The 18,185-nt window shown below is 70.9% G+C and carries 10 protein-coding genes; 3 read left to right on the top strand and 7 right to left on the bottom strand.

The features are described from left to right. Positions 1 to 234: 234 nt before the first annotated feature. Entirely contained in the window at positions 235 to 531 is a 297-nt protein-coding gene (locus OG741_RS24350; protein ID WP_266486679.1) for a chorismate mutase, read from the top strand. Between the two features lie 720 nt (positions 532 to 1,251). Further along, positions 1,252 to 2,253 carry an LPXTG cell wall anchor domain-containing protein gene (locus OG741_RS24345; RefSeq protein ID WP_405601198.1) on the top strand — a complete coding sequence of 334 codons (1,002 nt, stop codon included), beginning with the start codon at positions 1,252 to 1,254 and terminating at the stop codon, positions 2,251 to 2,253. A gap of 71 nt (positions 2,254 to 2,324) precedes the next feature. On the opposite strand, the gene OG741_RS24340 is transcribed toward OG741_RS24345, so the two are convergent. The 7 genes from OG741_RS24340 to OG741_RS24310 all read right to left on the bottom strand — a co-directional run bounded on the left by OG741_RS24340 (position 2,325) and on the right by OG741_RS24310 (position 16,699). Further along, a complete protein-coding gene (locus OG741_RS24340) occupies positions 2,325 to 4,142 on the bottom strand; it encodes a GMC oxidoreductase (RefSeq protein WP_405601195.1) in 1,818 nt (605 codons plus the stop codon). A 28-nt stretch (positions 4,143 to 4,170) separates the two neighbouring features. Further along, positions 4,171 to 5,787, bottom strand: coding sequence for a succinic semialdehyde dehydrogenase (locus OG741_RS24335; RefSeq protein ID WP_405601193.1), 1,617 nt, complete (start codon positions 5,785 to 5,787; stop codon positions 4,171 to 4,173). A 266-nt stretch (positions 5,788 to 6,053) separates the two neighbouring features. After that, positions 6,054 to 7,718, bottom strand: a complete 1,665-nt coding sequence (locus OG741_RS24330) for a protein kinase domain-containing protein (protein WP_405601191.1) — start codon at positions 7,716 to 7,718, stop codon at positions 6,054 to 6,056. A 29-nt stretch (positions 7,719 to 7,747) separates the two neighbouring features. Further along, positions 7,748 to 9,415: a serine/threonine-protein kinase gene (locus tag OG741_RS24325; RefSeq protein WP_405601190.1), complete on the bottom strand. Its 1,668-nt coding sequence runs from the start codon at positions 9,413 to 9,415 to the stop codon at positions 7,748 to 7,750. Positions 9,416 to 9,505: 90 nt separating this feature from the next. Beyond that, positions 9,506 to 12,127, bottom strand: a complete 2,622-nt coding sequence (locus tag OG741_RS24320; RefSeq protein ID WP_405601187.1) for a protein kinase — start codon at positions 12,125 to 12,127, stop codon at positions 9,506 to 9,508. 138 nt (positions 12,128 to 12,265) lie between these two features. Then, positions 12,266 to 14,632 (bottom strand): protein kinase domain-containing protein, encoded by a 2,367-nt coding sequence (locus OG741_RS24315; protein ID WP_405601184.1) that lies wholly within the window; start codon positions 14,630 to 14,632, stop codon positions 12,266 to 12,268. A 360-nt stretch (positions 14,633 to 14,992) separates the two neighbouring features. Beyond that, positions 14,993 to 16,699, bottom strand: coding sequence for a glycerol-3-phosphate dehydrogenase/oxidase (locus OG741_RS24310; RefSeq protein ID WP_405601182.1), 1,707 nt, complete (start codon positions 16,697 to 16,699; stop codon positions 14,993 to 14,995). A 230-nt stretch (positions 16,700 to 16,929) separates the two neighbouring features. Here OG741_RS24310 and OG741_RS24305 point away from each other — a divergent pair, with 230 nt between their 5' ends. Further along, positions 16,930 to 18,171, top strand: a complete 1,242-nt coding sequence (locus OG741_RS24305) for a nucleotide sugar dehydrogenase (RefSeq protein WP_405601180.1) — start codon at positions 16,930 to 16,932, stop codon at positions 18,169 to 18,171. Positions 18,172 to 18,185: the final 14 nt, after the last annotated feature.

Genomic DNA, 18,185 nt, shown 5'->3' with positions numbered 1-18,185 from the left:
GTCTCACCATCCGAACCGGGTTTTCGCCGCGGACGGCGGGCGGTCCATACTTCCGCCATGCACAAGCAGATGACCTTCGTCTTTACCTATGGCACCGGCCCGTCCGGCTGCCATGGTCGTGCTGCTTGAGCCACTGACAAGCAACTTCCCAGGCGCCCCGGGCCGACAAGGCCCGGGGCGTTCTGTCATTTCCGGGCCGTGCCGATCCGGGGCCTCCCGCAAAGGAGCCCCACCATGACCGTCACCGAGCAGACCGTGACCGAGCAGACCGGCGCCCGCACCGAAGAGGCCGCGGATCTCATCACCGGCGCGCGCGAGCGCATCGACGCACTCGACGACCGGATCATCGGCCTCGTACAGGAACGGATGGCGGTCTCGGCCGTCATCCAGGAGGCCCGGATCTCCTCCGGCGGCCGCCGGGTGAATCTCTCGCGGGAAATGGAGGTTCTCAGCCATTTCCGCGACGCGCTCGGAAAGCCCGGGACGGCGCTCGCGATGACGCTCCTGGAGCTGTGCCGGGGGCGCATCTGAGGCCGCGCCGAGGCGCCCGGAGCCGCATCTGAGTTCGGTCGCGTCCTCACCCGTACGGCGCGTGACCGCGCCCGGCGGGGCTTCGTTGGTACCGATGTCCGTGCCAGCCAGGGGCGGGCTTCGTAAGAAACCACGCGTGGCTTCGCTGGGGCGTGTGACGTACCGCAGGTACGTCGTGGGACCTCGCCCCGGCGCGCGTGACCGGTCGGCAGGGGACAGCAGCCCGGTCACCCCAAGGGCGGTCGGCTCCGGGGACGCCCGGGGCCGACCGCATCCGGTCCAAACGGTTGCGCACGCCGCAGCCCGTCCAGCACGATGCAAGAGAAGCGCGTCCCCCTCTGCGCGAAACAACTGCCAAAGGTCGATACCACCCGAGCGCCCTCTGCGCGCCGGGGCGGCGACCTTCCCCACGCGGCGCTACCCCCCGGCGCCGCGCCTCGGCACCGGCGCTGCCCTGACGTCGGTGCTGACCCCCAAGGGCCCTGCGGTGGTGCATCCGCGGGGCCCTTGGCGTTGCCGCACGCCCAAGTGGCATGTGACGGGGGCCACATAAAGATTGTGTGAGTCCGAGGGCAACCTTTTCGGCCACTGGCCGGTCAAGCATGCGAAACAACGGCCTCACCTGTGTACCCCCACCTCGGTAGGCCCCTCAAACTCCGTGCCGTGTCAAAAGCGGTACGCCTGGACTTCACTGAGGTCTTAATGAAGCTTCGCCGCGCTATGGCCGTCGCTGCAGCGACCGCTGTCATAGCACCCGCCGCGTTCCTGTCGGCTCCGGCCGCGTTCGCGACGGAAACCCCGGTTGCCACCGAGTCGCCTTCGGCCGAGGCGCCGAGCAGCTCCCCGTCCGAGACGGCCGGCAGCTCCCCCTCGGAGACGGCCAGCAGCACTCCCTCGGCCACGGCGACCACGCCGGCCGCGGACCAGAGCAGCACCCCGGCGGCCACGCCGAGCACGCCGGCCACCTCGTCGGCCGCGACGCCGAGTGCCACGGCGAGCGAGCCGGGCGAGGACGACGACTTCGAGTGCGAAGAGGGCTCCGTCCAGGTCTCCCTCGGCGGCTTCCCGAACAAGATCGTCGCGGGCAGTGGCTGGAAGAACTTCACGTTCAACGTGAAGAACAACGGCAAGACCGACATCGAGAGCCTGCTCGTCTACACCGTCGCCACGTACGCGGACAGTCTCGAGAACCCCGACGCCGACGACAAGCTCGTCGCCAAGTACGCGCACTTCGAGTACAAGGACCCCGAGTCCGGCGAGTGGGTCAACGACCTCGCGGGCTCCGGGTTCAACAACGGCGTCTTCTTCGGTGAGTTCCCGCTCGACGCCGGCAAGAAGGTCACGATCGACCTCCGCGTGAAGATCGACAAGGCCGCCCCCGCAGGCGAAGGCCTGGCGATCGCCGCCGGCACCTATGACAACGGTGCCGAAGACGACTCGTTCAAGTGCTACGACAACGGCGACATCTACCCGTTCACGATCGTCAAGGCCGGTACCAACCCCGGTGACGTCGACGACTCGAAGCCGAACGGGCAGAAGCCGGACAGCGACGTCAAGCCGCAGGGTGGGGCCAAGGAGCTCCCCGTCACCGGCAACCTCGCGTCGACCGGTTCCAGCTCCATGCTGCCGACCGTCGGGATCGCCGGTGGCATCGCCATCGTCGCCGGTGCCGGTGTCGTCTTCGCGATGAAGCGCCGCCGCAGCGGTGACGCCACCGCGTAACACCCGGCCCCAGAGCCAGAAGGCCGCTGCACTCGGAGGGGGGTGCAGCGGCCTTCGTATGTCCGAAAGGGTCAGGACTGCTTCGGCGGGACCGCCGGCATCCCCAGGAACGGCAGCCTCAGCGCGCCGAACGCCGAGTCCGGCACCGCCGGTGACTTCGGAGCCACCGCCGGAAGGCGTTCGTACGCCGTGCCCTGCTGCGGGCGGGTGTCCTCATCGCCGTTGTTGGGCCAGAGCGACATCGCCCGCTCCGCCTGTGCCGTGATCGTCAGCGACGGGTTCACGCCCAGGTTCGCCGAGACCGCCGCGCCGTCCACGACCGAGATGCCCGGGTGGCCCCACAGCCGGTGGTACGGGTCGATGACGCCCTCCTCGCCGGAGGCGCCGATCGGGCAGCCGCCCAGGAAGTGGGCCGTCAGCGGGGTGCCCATCAGTTCGCCGATGTTGGAACCCGGGTAGCCGTTGATCTCCTCGGCGAGGAGCGACGCGGCGCGGGTGGCTTCCGGGATCTGGTTGGGGTTGGGGGCGCCGTGGCCCTGGCGGGCGGTGATCAGGCCCTTGCCGATGCCTTTCGGCTTGCGGTACGTCGTCAGGGAGTTGTCCAGCGACTGCATGACCAGACCGATGATGGCCCGCTCCGACCAGCGGCGGCTGGAGAGCGAACGGACCGCGAGCCAGGGGTGCCTGGCCATGTTGCCGAACCAGGCCGCGACCCTGGAGTGGGCGCTGTAGGGGACCTGGAGGATCGTGAGGCTGCCCATCGCGTTCGAGCCCCTGCCGTAGCGCACCGGCTCGATGTGGGTGTTCTCGTCGGGGTGGATCGAGGACGTGATGGCGACTCCGCGCGTGAAGTCGACCTTCTCGGCTCCGTGCTTCTTGCGGTAGCGGCGGTTGTCGGTCAGTGCGCCGACCAGCGCCTCGGAGTTGGTACGGGTCAGCTCGCCCAGCCGCGGCGAGATCCGCGGCAGCAGGCCGCCGTCCTTCATCCGGTGCAGGAGGGTCTGGGTGCCGTACGTGCCGGCGGCGATGACGACCCGGCGCGCCGTGAACGTACGCCCCTGGCCCTTGCGCTTGTTGTCGCTGGGCAGGGTGGCGACCGCGAAGCCGCCGCGCGAGTCCTCGGTGACGGTGACGACCGAGGTCATCGGGTGGACGACGGCGCCCGCCTTTTCCGCCAGGTAGAGGTAGTTCTCGTTGAGGGTGTTCTTCGCGCCGTGGCGGCAGCCCGTCATGCATTCCCCGCACTCGGTGCAGGCCTTGCGGGAGGGGCCCACTCCGCCGAAGTACGGGTCGTCGACCTCCTGCCCCGGTTTGGCCGTCGATGTGCCGTCGGCGTCCTCGCCGTCGCCGAAGTAGACGCCGACCGGGGCCATGTGGAAGCTGTCACCGACGCCCATCGCCTGGGCGGTTGCCTTGAGATGGACGTCCGAGGGGGTCATCGTCGGGTTGAGCCGCACGCCCAGCATCCGCTTGGCCTGGTCGTAGTACGGAGCGAGCTCCTCCTGCCAGTTCGTGATGTCCTTCCACTGCGGGTCCTCGAAGAAGGCCGCGGGCGGGACGTACAGCGTGTTGGCGTAGTTGAGCGAACCGCCGCCCACCCCCGCTCCCGCCAGCACCATCACATTGCCGAGCAGATGGATGCGCTGGATGCCGAAGAGGCCGAGCGCCGGGGCCCACAGATAGTTGCGCAGGTCCCAGGAGTTCTTGGGCAGCGTCTCGCGGGTGAAGCGGCGGCCCGCCTCCAGGACGCCGACCCGGTAGCCCTTCTCGGTCAGCCGCAGCGCGGAGACCGAGCCACCGAAGCCCGAGCCGACGACGATGACGTCGTAGTCGTACTCGGATTCGTCCTGATTCCCGGCAGGTTCTGGGGTAGGGGGTAGCTCGGTCATGGCTCTCCTTGGTGCGAAAGGGGCTGTATCAGCGCAGGCGCAGGGCCTTCATCGCCTTCAGGCTGCGGCTCATGAACGCGGCGTACTTCTCGTCGTCCATCCCGAAGGACGGCGCCAGCGGCATCAGCCTCTGCTGGGCGACGGTCTGCGCCTCGGTGTACTTGAGGATGCCCTCCGAGCCGTGCCGCCGGCTGAGGCCGGAGTCCTTCATGCCGCCCATCGGGGACTGCACGCTGCCGTACGCGGGGGCGTAGCCCTCATTGATGTTGACGGTCCCGGTGCGCAGCTTCGCGGCAACGGCGTGGCCGCGCTTGCCGTCCTTGGTCCAGACGCTCGAATTCAGGCCGTACGGAGTGGCGTTGGCCTGCTTGACGACCTCGTCCTCGTCCTTGAAGCGGTAGATGGAGACGACGGGGCCGAAGGTCTCCTCGGTGCACACGGCCATCGGCGACTCGACGCCGTCCAGGATTGTCGGCTCGTAGAACAGCGGGCCGATGTCGGGGCGCGCGACGCCGCCCGCGACGAGTGTGGCGCCCTTGGCGACGGCCTCCTCGACATGCCGGGTGACGGTCTCCAGCTGGCGCTCGCCGACGAGGGAGCCCATGTCGGCTCCGTACGCGAGGGAGTTGCCGAGGCGCATGGCCTTCGTACGGGCGGCGAACCGCTCCAGGAAAGCGTCGGCGATCGACTCGTGGACGTACAGCCGCTCGATGGAGATGCACAACTGGCCCGCGGAGGAGAAGCAGGCGCGGATCGCTCCGGCCGCCGCCTTCTCGATGTCGGCGTCGTGCAGCACCAGCATGGCGTTCTTGCCGCCGAGTTCGAGGGAGACGCCGATCAGGCGGGCGGCCGCACCCTGGGCGACCTCGCGGCCGGTGCGGGTGGAGCCGGTGAAGGAGACGTAGTCCGCGTGCTTGACGACCTCCGGGCCGACGACCGGGCCCTCGCCGATGACGATCTGGAAGACCTCGGCGGGCAGTCCGGCCTCGATGAGCAGATCGCGGGCCCACAGCGCGGTGAGCGCGGTCTCGGTGTCGGGCTTCATCACGACGGCGTTGCCGGAGACGAACGCGGGCAGCGCGTCACCGACGGAGAGCTCGAACGGGTAGTTCCAGGGCGCGATCTGGCCGACGACGCCGCGCGGCTGGCGCAGTTCGGTGGTCTTGGTGAGGACGGGGACCACGCCCGTGTGCCGCTTGGGCTTGAGATAGGAGGGCGCCATGCGGCCGTAGTGACGGGCGGCGACGGCGACGGCCTGGACCTCTTCGTGCGCGTGGAGGCGGGCCTTGCCGGTCTCCAGCTGGATGAGGTCGAGGACCTCGGCCTGGCGCTCGAGTACGAGGTCGTGGAAGCGGAGCAGGACGGCGGCGCGGGCGCGGGCGGGAGTCGCTGCCCACGCGGACTGGGCGGCGCGGGCGCGCTCGAAGGCCTCGGCGACGTCGTCGGGGGTGGACTCGGGCAGGTCCGCCAGCTTCTCCCCCGTGAAGGGGGTGTGGTTCGCGGTTCGGCCGGAGCCGATCACGCCACGGGTGAGCTGGGCGACCACCTCGGGAGTGACCACGTCGGCGGCGGTGCGCGCACCGGCCGGGGCGGCTGCTGTCGGATTGGTGCCGGGGGCGGCGGCGGGGGCCTGCGAGTCCGTCATGGGGGTGAGAGTAAGCCGCATCCGGAACTTTGGGTACCCGTCGGTAACAGCTTTTCACCAGGCCCTCACCATCGCGCCAGCGATCACTGGCAGATAAGCCCTGATCAGGGGCTTGTCCCGGGTGTTCCGGGCTTCAGCCGCTCTCGTACCGGCTCGTGGAGATCCTCGATCTTCACGTGCTCGACCACCTGGTCGAAGAGCCCTCGACCACTCGCCGCTGAGCCGGTCGCCCTCCGCGGCCGCCCGGCCGCGCGGCCAGCCTGACGTCACCCTGCGGGCGTGAAGGAGTCCAGCGCGGTGTCGAAGTGCCGCCGCGCCTCGTCCGTCCTGCCGACGGGGGCCGAGACCCACACGTCGTACATCGTGCCGTTCTCGTCCCAGCAGATGTCGAACGTGTGCCGGTCACCCTCGGCCTCGGAGAAGCCGTTCCAGGTGAACTCCCAGAGCGCGGCGGTCAGTCCGTTGTGCGTGGTCGGGGTGACCTTGGCGTCGCGGTAGCCGGGGTTGGTGTTCGGGCCGTCCGCGTCCGCGCGGCGCATCGTTCCGAGCGGCCCGTCGGCGGCGGGGCTCTGCACCCGGATGCCGATCCTGATGTCCTGGTCCTGCGCCATGTAGTAGACCCGCTTGTCGTCCTGGGAGCGGGTGAAGCCCTCGGGGACGACGAGCGCGAAGCCGCCCGGGTCGGAGACCGCGAGATATCCCTCGGGCGCGACGGGTTTCTTGGCCGGGGGCGGTGTGGGCGACGTGGTCACGGTCACCGTGGGGTTCGGCCTGGCCTTCGCGGCGGGTGACTGCTCCGTACGCACCGGAGGCGAAGTGCTCTCGGCCGCGGGGCCCGGACCCGCTTCTGCGCTGCTCCCTCCGTCGCCGTGGAGCAGGACGGCTGCCGCCCCTCCCGCCCCGGCCAGCGCGGCGACGAGCGCCGCCGAGACCAGCAGCGGCGTACGCCGGCGTCCGGCACGCGCGGTCCCGGGGGCCGCGGCGGCCACGGGCTGCCGCGGCGCAGGCGCACGCGGCGTCGGCGCACTGTCCCGGCGGCTGTCGGGGCGGGTGGCGGTGTCGCGTCGGGTGCCGGTGTCGCGCCCGGCAGGCACCTGTACGGCCCCCGTCGTGACGTACGTACGCAGCAGCTCCTCCGCCTCCGTCGCGCCGAGCCGGCGCTCAGGGTCCCGATCCAGAAGCCCCAGCACGACCGGCAACAGCGGCGCCGCCTGGGCGGGCGGGCGGATCTCGTCCTCGACGACGGCGTGCAGGATGCCGCCCAACGAGTCGCGGCGGAACGGCGATTCACCGCTCAGCACCGCGCAGAGCAGTACACCCAGCGACCACAGATCCGACTCCGGCCCGGCCGTCTCGCCCTGCATCCGCTCGGGCGCGGTGTACTCGGGCGATCCGACGAACGACCCCGAGTCGGTGATCGTCGTGGACCCGGCGAGCTGCGCGATCCCGAAGTCGGTGAGGACGACCCGCCCGGTGGACTCCTCGATGAGCACATTGGCGGGCTTCAGGTCGCGGTGCAGCACCCCCAGTTCGTGCGCGGCCCGCAGCGCAGCCAGCAGGGCGAGCCCGATCCGCGCCGCCTCCGCCACATCGACCGGTCCGCCGCCGCTGATCCGCTCGGCGAGCGAGCCGCCGTCGACCAGTTCCATGACGATGTACGGGAGTCCGTCGTCGACGACCACGTCATGGACGACGATCACATGCGGATGCTTGACCCTGGCAACGGCGCGGGCCTCACGCAGCGGCGCGGCCGTGGACGTGTACGGGGACGCCGAACGGCCGCCCCTCGCATCCTCCGGATGGAGCTCCTTGACGGCGACGCGACGGCCGAGCAGCTCGTCGTCCGCACGCCACACGGTGCCCATGCCTCCGCGTCCCAGCCGGTCCAGAAGCCGGTAGCGGCCCGCGATCAGCCGCGTTTCCTCGGACACGCAACTCCCCCTCGATCAGCCTGCGTCCATCATGCCGGAGGCCGCCAGCCCCGGAGCATGATGTCGAACTGCTGACGCGTCGTCGCCCAGTCGTCCGCCGGGCCCGACATGTAGAGCGCGTACTCCGTGCCGTCTTCCTCGACGTATATCTGGTCGATGGCACGGCGCGGACCGGGGAAGGTCGTCTTCTCGTGCCAGGTGAACTCCCAGCAGGCGGAGTTCACCTGGTCACGGTAGGTGTTCTGGCCGAGCTTCAGCCGCTTGTACTGGGGAAGCCGCTTCGCGAGGCCCCGCTCCATGTCCAGCATGTGCGTATACGGATTCTCGAAGTCGGGGGAATCGTTACTGCTGATCCGGATGCGGTGCTTGCCGTTGTCGGGCGTGTAGTCGACCTGGTCGCCGTCCGTCTGGCGCGTCCAGCCGTCCGGTACGAGCAGGCTGAAGCCGTCCGGATCGTTCACGCGGTGCCAGCCGGCCTGCACGTCCGAGGAAGGGCTCGGCTTGGCCGAGGAAGGGCCGGGCTTGGTGCTCGCCTGGTCGCCCGCACGTCGTCCGCCATCGTTGTCGCCGCCCGCGTACTCCATGGCGGCAAGTCCCGCGCCGACGCCGACAACCGCCGCGAGTACGACGACGATCGCGGCCCTGCGCAGCCTGCCGCCGCGGCGCCGGGGCGTCGCGGCCTGGGCCGTCGTGCCTGTTCCGGAACCGGAACCGGAACCGGAACCGGAGCCGGAGTCGGTGTCCGGACCCGGAACAGGCACCGGAGCGGGGGGCGTCGGCGTCGGAAGGTGCGTGGTCACGGGCCGGGTGTGCCGCTCCGTCGCCCGCTGTGCGGGCACCTGCGGCGTACGCGGGGCCGCCCGGCGCTCTCCCATCGCTTCCGCCAGCATCTGCTCGGCCTCGGCTGTCGACGGGCGTTCAGCGGGATCCTTGCGCAGCAGCGCCATGATGACGTGCCCCAGGGGACCCGCCCACTCGGGATGACGCGGCTCCTCGCCCACCACGGCCTGCATGCTGGCGAGCGGCGACGAGCGCCGGAAGGGCGACTCGCCCTCCACCGCCGTGTACAGCGTCGCGCCGAGCGACCAGAGGTCGGAGGCGGGTCCGGGGTCCGCGCCACGTACCCGCTCGGGGGCCAAGTAGTCGATGGACCCCACGATTTCCCCGGTCCGGGTAATCGTCGAGTCGCCCTCGATCGCGGCGATCCCGAAGTCGGTGATCAGCACCCTGCCGTCGCGGCTGAGCAGGACGTTGGCGGGTTTGACGTCCCGGTGGAGCACTCCGGCGGCGTGCGCGGCGCCCAGCGCGCGCAGCACGTGCAGCCCGATGCGGGCGGCCTCGGCGGCCGGGATGCGTCCGGACTCCTTGGCCGCGTCGGCGAGCGAGGGCCCGTCGACGTACTGCATCACGATCCAGGGACGGGCGTCGTGTTCGAGAACGTCGTGGACGGTGACCACACCGGGGTGGCTGATCCGGGCAGCGGCCCGGGCCTCCTTCTGGGTGCGGGCGTGCAGAACGATGCGGTCCGCCTCGGAGACATACCGCCCGGCGGTCAGCTCCTTGACCGCGACGACCCGGTGCAGCACCTCGTCGTGCGCGCGCCACACCTTGCCCATGCCGCCGCTGCCGATGGTCTCGCTCAGCCGGTAGCGTCCGGCGAGCAGCAGACCCGCGCCCGTGCTTTGACTGTGTTCCACGTCCCCCGCCCAGTTTCCTTGGGATGACAGGTTACGGAAGTGAAGTACGGGCACGGAACCCCGGATGCCTCAAGTGACCAGGCCGTGATGCTAGCGGGTGGTCCGATAGGCCTTTGTGGCCTCTTGGTAGACCTCGGTCACCTTGTCTCGCTGGTCCTCCGGTCCGATCACCTGGATGACGTGGTAGCCGCCGCCGATGACGAGCGCGAGATTGCGTACGTACACCTCACGGCCGTTGCTGTCCTGCCAGGTGAACTGCCCCTCGGCCATGACCTGTTGCCCGACCTCGACACGGCGCAGCCCGGACGCCCCGGCCCAGGACGAGTCACGCCACGGCTGGAGTTCACGCTCCTTGTCGCGCTGATAGGTCAGCGGATCGTCGCCGTTCGCTTTCACGGTGTCACGGCCGGGGACGACGATCAGAGTGAAATTTCCGTCGGTGTAGCGGACTTGGCCGACATCGTTGATCGGGCGGCGCTGCCACGACTTGTCGACGGCTATCTGGAAACCTTCCGGATCCTTGCGCAGCGCGTAGCCGTACGGGAGGTTCCCGGCGGGTGCGGAGGTCTGCGGCTGCTGGGCACCGGGGCTGGTCGCTGGAGTCGACGGCCGGTTGTCGGGGGTGGCGGGGTCCGGGCTCGGACTGGTCGCCGGCGGGCGCCCGCCGTTCGCGCCCTTGGAACGGTCCTGCTGCGAGTCCGCCTTCGGCATGAACACCACGGCATACGCGACGGCCGCGACCAGCAGGAGCAGTATCAGCAGCAGGAGAGTGCGGCCCAGGGAACGCGGGCCGCGCCGCTCACGGTTGGCTTTCTTGTGGCGATGGCGGCCGTGCACCACTTCGGCCGAGCCGCGGCGTTTGCGCACCAGCTCGCCCCGGCGGCGTACGACAGGCAGCCGGGAGCCGTCGACCGCGGCCGAGGGGACCGGCACGACGTCCATCCCCGCCTCGGGCTCGGGCGCGGACCGTACGAGCGAACGCAGCCAGCCGCGCAGCTCCTCGAAGTCCGGGCGCTCCGTGGGGTCCTGGCGCAGCAGCGACTCGACGACGGGGCGCAGCGGGCCGCACTCCTCGGCGAAGGCGGGCGGCTCGGAGCAGACGAGCTGGACCAGCTCGACGGCGCTCTCCTCGGGGTACGGGGCGTGGCCCTGGACGGCTCGGTAGAGCAGGGCGCCCAGCGCCCAGAGGTCGGTGGCGGGGCCCACGGGAGCGGCCAACTGCCAGTTCTCATGGACGGGTCCGGCCTGCTCGGGGGCCCATCGCTCGGTGACCGCACCGACGACCGCGATGCGCGCCTGCCGGGCGCGCTCGGCGGCCAGGGGTGTGGCGGGTCCGCGGTAGGCGGGTGTACTGCCGCCCGCGACTATCTCGTCCCAGCGCCCGGTGGGCGCCTGGACCTCGGCGACGACGGGCCTGCGCTGGACATCGGCACGCTGGGCATCGGCGCGCAGCGCGTCCTGGGCGGTCCCGCGATGACCGGCGGGGGCGGGCACGCTGTCGGTACGGGGGCCGGGAAGTGCGGGGCGGGTGCCGTACGGGTCGTTGTGGCCGCGTGCCGCGGGACGGCCTGCGCTGTGGCTGCCGGGACTGGGGCTGCCGCCTGCCGGGAGAGGGCGCGGGCCCTCCTGGGCGGGGTAGGCGCCGTCGTGCCACGTACCGGCCAGCCTGACGCGGCCGGGGGTGCCGGACCAGCCGCCGTCCTCTTCCTCGTCGTCAATGTCGTCGTCCATGCCGAGATCCGGGCCCGGCTCGCCCGGACGCCGGGCCCACCAGTCCGGGTCGAAGCCCGCCTGGACCGGACGGTCGCCATCATGCTCGTCCTCGCCGGCGCGCGCCGCGGCCCGTGCGCCCGCGCGGTACGCCGCGATCGCACCCGCCCTCGCAGCCCGGGCGTCCACCGCGCCTGTTCCGGGCCCCGGAAGCGCGACCCGGGTGCCGGGCGAAGCCCCGTACGGCCCGTCGTCCTCTCCGACGTCCTCGCCCTCGTCCGAGTCCCTGTACCCGTCCTCCCCGTCCTCCGGATCCGCGTACGACTCCGCCTCCAGGAACGCCGGTTCCCCTGACGGCTCGCGCGCCTCGGGCGGCACCGAAACCCCTGCCAACTCGTCCGGAGGACCCGGCACCGGGGCATACCCGCACAGCGCCTCCTCCGCCGCTCCCGACGCCAGTCCGGTCAGGACCACGCGCCCGTCGTCGCAGACGAGGACCGTTCGGGAAGTGATGTTGCGATGGGTCCAGCCGTGCGCGTGCAGCACGCGCAGCGCGGTCAGTACGTCGGAGGCGACCTCGGCCGCCCGGTAGGGGCTGAGCGGCTTCTCCGCCAGGAGCGCCGCGAGCGGCCGCGCGGCGACCCGTTCGCTCACTATCCAGAGCGAACCGCCCTCCGCGAAGACGTCGAAGACCTGGTCCAGGCGCGGATGGTCGGGGATCTGGGCGGCAGCCTGCGCGGCCTCGATGGCCCGCCGCACCGCCGGGTCCGTGGGCCGCCGTGTCGTACGCCCCTGGGCTCTGCGCGGTACCGCCGCCCCGGCCAGGCCGTCCGTCTCGATGACCTCGGCGTCCACGACCTCCGGCAACGGCACCTGCCGCACCAGGACTTCCTGCCCGCTGTATGTGTCGAAAGCGCGGGTCTCGACCAGTTCGTACTCGTCGGAGGGCGGCAACGGCAGGCGGTAGCGGTCGGCGAGCACCCTTCCCGCATAGTCGTCCACGTCGCCTCCCCACGCGCGCGCTTGTCCCCCGGACGGCCTGAGGGTCGCACCAAACCGTCAATTCCGGTCGTTTGACGGCTACTTACGACCCCTTGCGGCTGCGTACCGTCCGCGAGCTCTCACGATACGTGTCCTGACTCAGTCCTTGGGCTTGAATGTGGCGAACGCCGTCTTGCGCAAGGTCTCGCACTGCGCGCTGTGCCACTCGCTCGCCTTGCACGTGATCATGATCGAGTAGCCGTGCCCGGCATCCACCTTGAAGCCCCTGTTGAGGACTCGTACCCGCTGGCCGCCCTGATTGCGCTCGAACTGCCAGTCGGCGACGGTCGGATAGCCCTTGTACTGGACCGGCTTGATCCCGAGGTGCTTGTAGCCGTCGCTGCTGGCGGCGGTCGCCAGCCTCAGCCCCTCCCAGGCAGCGGCGGCGTCGTCCGTGGGACTGCCGTTGAAGTCGACCTGAACGCGCGGGAAGCCACCCTTCTGCAGGTTGAATATCCCGCCGGAGTTCTCGCCCGCGATGCCGGTCATCCTGAAGCCCTTGGGCATCGCCATGGTGAAGTGGAACTGCTCGTTCGAGACCATCACGTACCCGGCCGGGATGCCGCCCCGGCCCGCGGGGGCACCGGTCTTGGGCCCGCCGGACGGCTGCCCGCCCTGGCCGTCCCCGGTCCCGGTGCCGTCCTTGGGGTCGTCCTTGGCGGCGTCCTTGCCCTTGCCCCCGTCCGCGGTGCCACCCGCGTCCGTGCCCTTGCCGCCGGTCACCCCGGCCGAAGTGGACTTGTCTTTGCCCGACTTGTTCTTGCCGTCCTTGTCGCCACCGCCGAGCGTCAGATAGAGCACGGTCGCCAGCACGGCGAGCGCGACGACAGCCGCGATGACCATCAGCGTGCGGCGGGGAACCACATCGGTGAGCGGCGCCCGCACCGGCTCGGGCCGCGCGGCCGGAGCCTGCGGCGACGGCTGCGGCTTCGGTTCCGGCTTGGCGGCCGCGGCGGCATTGCGCACGGAACGCAGAGCACCGCGCACCCGGTCGGCCGCCGGGTCCTTCGGCCTGGCCTCCGGCGGGGGCGGGGGAAGCGGCGGCAGCGCGACGACGCGGGTGGCCTCCGGCGACGGCTCGGGCTCGGCGGGCGGCTCCGGCGCCTCGGGGGCGTGCAGCACCCTGGTGAGCAACGCCCGTGCGCCCGCGTCGTCGAGACGCTGATCCGGGTCCTTGGCGAGCAGGCCGTAGATGACCTCCTCCAGCGGGCCCGCGTTCTTCGGCGGGTCCAGCGGCTCGGTCATCACGGCGGTCAGCGTCGCGATCGCGGAGCCCTTGTCGTACGGCGGGCAGCCCTCGACGCTCGCGTACAACAGCCCGCCCAGCGACCACAGGTCGGCGGCCGGCCCGGGCTTGTGACCGCGGGCACGCTCCGGCGAGATGTAGGAGGGCGCGCCGACGAGCATGCCGGTCGACGTGATCGACGGGTCGCCCTCGACCTGCGCGATACCGAAGTCGGTGAGCACGACGCGCCCGTCCTCGGCGATCAGCACATTGGACGGCTTCACATCGCGGTGCAGGATGCCCTCGCGGTGCGCGGAACGCAGTACGTCTAGGATCGCGAGCCCGACCTCCGCGGCCCGCCGGGGCGTCAGCGTGCCGTCCTCGCGTACGGCTTCCGCCAGGGACTTGCCCTCGACAAGCTCCATGACGATCCACGGGCGGTCGTCCTCGTCCACGACGTCGTAGACCGTCACCGCGCTGTTGTTGCGGATACGGGCGATCGCCTTGGCCTCGCGCATGGTGCGCGTGATGAGGCGGCGCTTCTCTTCCTCGTCGATGCTGCTGGGGAAGCGCAGTTCCTTCACGGCGACGGTACGGCCGAGGGTCTCGTCGACGGCCCGCCACACGGTGCCCATCCCGCCGCGCCCGAGGACACCGCCCAGCCGGTACCGCCCGGAGAGCAGCCGCCCCTGGGTCTCCCGCCCGGAACTCCGCCCGTCCGCACCCTCCTTGACGAGAGCGGTTGCCGCGGACTCGGGTGCTTTGGTCTCTGTTGCTTTGGGCGCAGGTGCCGTGGACTCGGGTGTCTTGGGCTCAGGTGCCTTGGGCTCGGGCACCTTGAGCTCAGGCGCCTTGGGCTCGGGGGACGTGGGCTTGGGTGCCTTGGGGGACGTTGCCCGGGGCGCTTTTGAGGCACCGGCCCCGGACACGGCCCCGCCACCGCGGCCCGAGTCGGGCCCCGGCCCCGAGTCCTGCCCAGCGGCGCCCCGCCCGGAAGCCTTCACAGGCTTCTCCGCCTTCTCCGCCTTCTCCGGCTCGGCACCGGATGCCGGCTCGGCCTCCGATGCGGGCACCGCCTTGGACTCCGGCTCCGTGTCGAGCTTCTTCTCGGGATCCTGGGACTCCGGCTCGGTGTCCTGAGACTCCGTCTTGAGCTCCGTCCCGGAATCCTGCCCGGCGTCCCGCTGGGGCTCCTCGGCCGTTTCCCGCTGGGGCTCCCGCGCCTGCTCCGCCTCCGACATGCGTCCCCTCTGCGATCCCTGATCTTCGCCCGCGCCTGCCGCTTCCCGCGCGATGCGGTAACCCGCCCTGGCAGAGCCCCCATTGTCCCTCACTCCGGGACCGGCGCTTCTCCCGGGTCCGCAGTCCGCCAGGACAGGTCCAGAAGCAGGCAAGCACCCACCATGCCATTACTCGCGGTGAAGCTCACCGCTTGGCTGGTCGGGGCCCCTGCCCAGCCAAGCGGAACACCTTCCTCCGGCCACACTCGCCACCCCGAACCGACCCTCCGGACGGCCGATTTCCAACGGGTCGGGGGCCGAAAACAGGGTTCCGGCAGAAAGCCCGCGAGGCAGGCCGCACGGACGGACCGGGCAACGGGATCAGATCGGCACGATGTCCGGCGCCCCCAGCCGGGCCGCGTCCGCCGTCAGGTCGTCCGGCTGCCGCTGCGACTCGCGCTCCGCCTCCACCCGCTTGTCGTAGTGCTCGATCTCCTTCTCGATGTGCTCCTTGTCCCAGCCCAGCACCGGCGCCATCAGCTCCGCGCACTCGCGCGCACAGCGTGTCCCCCGGTCGAAGGTCTCGATCGAGATCCTGGTCCGTCGCGTCAGTACGTCATCGAGGTGCCGCGCCCCCTCGTGCGATGCGGCATAGACGACCTCGGCCCGCAGATAGTCCTCCGCGCCCCCCAGCGGCTCCCCGAGCTTCGGGTCGTCGGCGATCAGTGTCAGCAGTTCCTCGATGAGCGAGCCGTACCGGTTCAACAGATGCTCCACGCGGACCACATGAAGCCCTGTCCGCGCCGCCGTCCTCGCCCGCGCGTTCCACAGCGCGCCATAGCCCTCGGCCCCGACGAGCGGGACGTTCTCCGTGACGCACGCGGCCACCCGCTGGTCGAGCGCGTGCACCGCCTCGTCCACCGCGTCCTTCGCCATCACCCGGTACGTCGTGTACTTGCCGCCCGCCACGACCACCAGGCCGGGCACCGGATGCGCCACCGTGTGCTCGCGCGACAGCTTGCTGGTCGCGTCCGACTCCCCGGCGAGCAACGGCCGCAGGCCCGCGTACACCCCCTGGACGTCATCGCGCGTCAGAGGCACCGCCAGCACGGAGTTGACGTGCTCGATTAGATAGTCGATGTCCGCGCTGGAGGCGGCCGGATGGGCCTTGTCGAGATCCCAGTCGGTGTCCGTGGTCCCCACGATCCAGTGCCGTCCCCAGGGGATGACGAACAGCACGGACTTCTCCGTCCGCAGGATCAGCCCGGTCGTCGAGTGGATCCGGTCCTTGGGCACCACCAGATGAATACCCTTGGAGGCCCGCACATGGAACTGCCCGCGCTCCCCGATCAGCGCCTGGGTGTCGTCCGTCCACACCCCGGTCGCGTTGACGACCTGCTTGGCCCGGATCTCGTACTCCCCGCCGGACTCGACGTCCTGCACCCGCGCGCCGACGACCCGCTCACCCTCCCTCAGAAAGCCGATCACCCGCGCCCGGCTGGCGACATGGGCCCCATAGCTCGCGGCCGTGCGCACCAACGTCGCCACATAGCGGGCGTCGTCCATCTGTGCGTCGTAGTACTGCAACGCCCCGACCAGGGCGTCCTTCTTCAGGCAGGGCGCGACCCGCAGCGCCTGCCGCCGCGACAGATGCCGGTGGACGGGCAGTCCGCGGCCATGACCCGACGACACCGACATCGCGTCGTACAGCGCGACACCCGATCCGGCGTAGAGCCGCTCCCAGCCCTTGTGCTGGAGCGGATAGAGGAACGGCACCGGCTTCACCAGATGCGGCGCCAGCCTCTCCAGCAGCAGCCCGCGCTCCTTCAGCGCTTCCCGGACGAGCGCGAAGTCCAGCATCTCCAGATAGCGCAGCCCGCCGTGGATCAGCTTGCTCGACCTGCTGGATGTGCCCGACGCCCAGTCCCGCGCCTCGACCAGACCGGTGGATAGTCCTCTCGTCGCGGCGTCCAGCGCGGTCCCTGCCCCGACCACGCCCGCGCCGACCACCAGCACGTCCAGTTCACGCTCGGCCATCTTGGCGAGCGCCTCGGCACGCTCCACCGGTCCCAGTGTCGCTGTCCTCACTGCTGCCTCCCGTCGCCCCCGTACGGCCCCTGCGATCGGGCTCACAAAGTCGATTCTGTCCGCAGTCGACGACTTCAGCCACCGCCTGTGGATAACACTCGGACAGCCACGAGCGCACAATGCGGCATATCGGTCATATTTACGCCTAGTGTGACATTGCGCCTGCCCGTTCTGCCCACAGGGCTTGCGCTCAATGTCCCCGCGGCTTATAGGGAAGGACGGCCCACGCCATGCCCGCAGATCTCGCCGTCATCGGACTCGGTCATCTCGGCCTGCCCCTCGCCCAGGCCGCCGTAGCCGTCGGCATCGAGACCATCGGCTATGACACCGATCCACGCCGGCTGCCCGAGCCTGCGGCGGGATGCACTCCGGCCGACATCCGCCGCATGTTCGCCGGAGGCTTCCGGACCGTCACGGACCCGGCCGATCTCGGACGCGTACGCACGGCCGTCATCTGTGCCCCCACCCCTCCCGGAGCCGACGGGGCCCTCGATCTCACCGCCCTCGCCGAGTCCGCCCGTGCACTCGCCGCGCGGCTGCGCCCGCACACCACCGTGCTGCTCGAATCGGCCGTCCAGCCCGGCACCACGGAGACGTTCCTCCGCCCGATCCTCGAAGAGGGCTCCGGGCTGCGCGCCGGCCGCGACTTCCATCTCGCGTACTCCCCCAGCCGGGTCGACCCGGGCAGTCGCACTCATGGCTACGCCAACACCCCCAAGGTCATCGGCGGCCTCACCCCCGCGTGCACCGAATCGGCCGCCGCCTTCTACGGACGCCTCACCGACAAGGTCGTCCGCGCGCGCGGACCGCGCGAGGCCGAGACCGTCAAGGTCCTCGAAACGAACTTCCGCCACGTCAACATCGCCCTGGTCAACGAGATGGCCGTGCTCTGCCACGACCTGGGCGTCGACCTCTGGGACGTCATCCGCTGCGCCGAAACCAAGCCCTTCGGCTTCCAGGCCTTCCGCCCTGGTCCTGGCGTCGGCGGCCACGGCGTCCCGCTGGACCCGGGCCTCGTCCCGCCCCCCGGCCACGGCTCGGGCCACCCCCTGCGGATGGTCGGCCTCGCCCAGGAAATCAACACCCGTATGCCGCATTACGTCATCCAGCGCTGCGCCACGCTCCTCAACGAACACGGCAAATCGGCCCGCGGCGCGCGCGTGCTGCTCCTCGGCATCACCTACAAGCCGGACCTCCCCGACCTGGAGGCCTCCCCGGCCACCGAGATCGCCCGCCGCCTGATGGACCTGGGGGCGAGCGTCAGCTACCACGACCCGTACATCCCCGACTGGCGGGTTCACGAACTCCCGGTCCCCCGCGCGGACTCGCTCTACGAGGCCGCCGCCAGCGCGGATCTGACGGTGCTGCTCCAGCACCACCGCACGTACGACCTGCAGGGACTGGCCGTCAAGGCCCAACTCCTCCTGGACACAAGGGGAGCCACCCCGGCCGGGGCCGCACACCGCCTCTGAGCCCCCAACAGCCG

Origin of the sequence: Streptomyces sp. NBC_01410 (assembly GCF_045040195.1) — a bacterium.
Taxonomy (GTDB): domain Bacteria; phylum Actinomycetota; class Actinomycetes; order Streptomycetales; family Streptomycetaceae; genus Streptomyces.
This window is presented reverse-complemented; position numbering and strand designations above follow the sequence as displayed.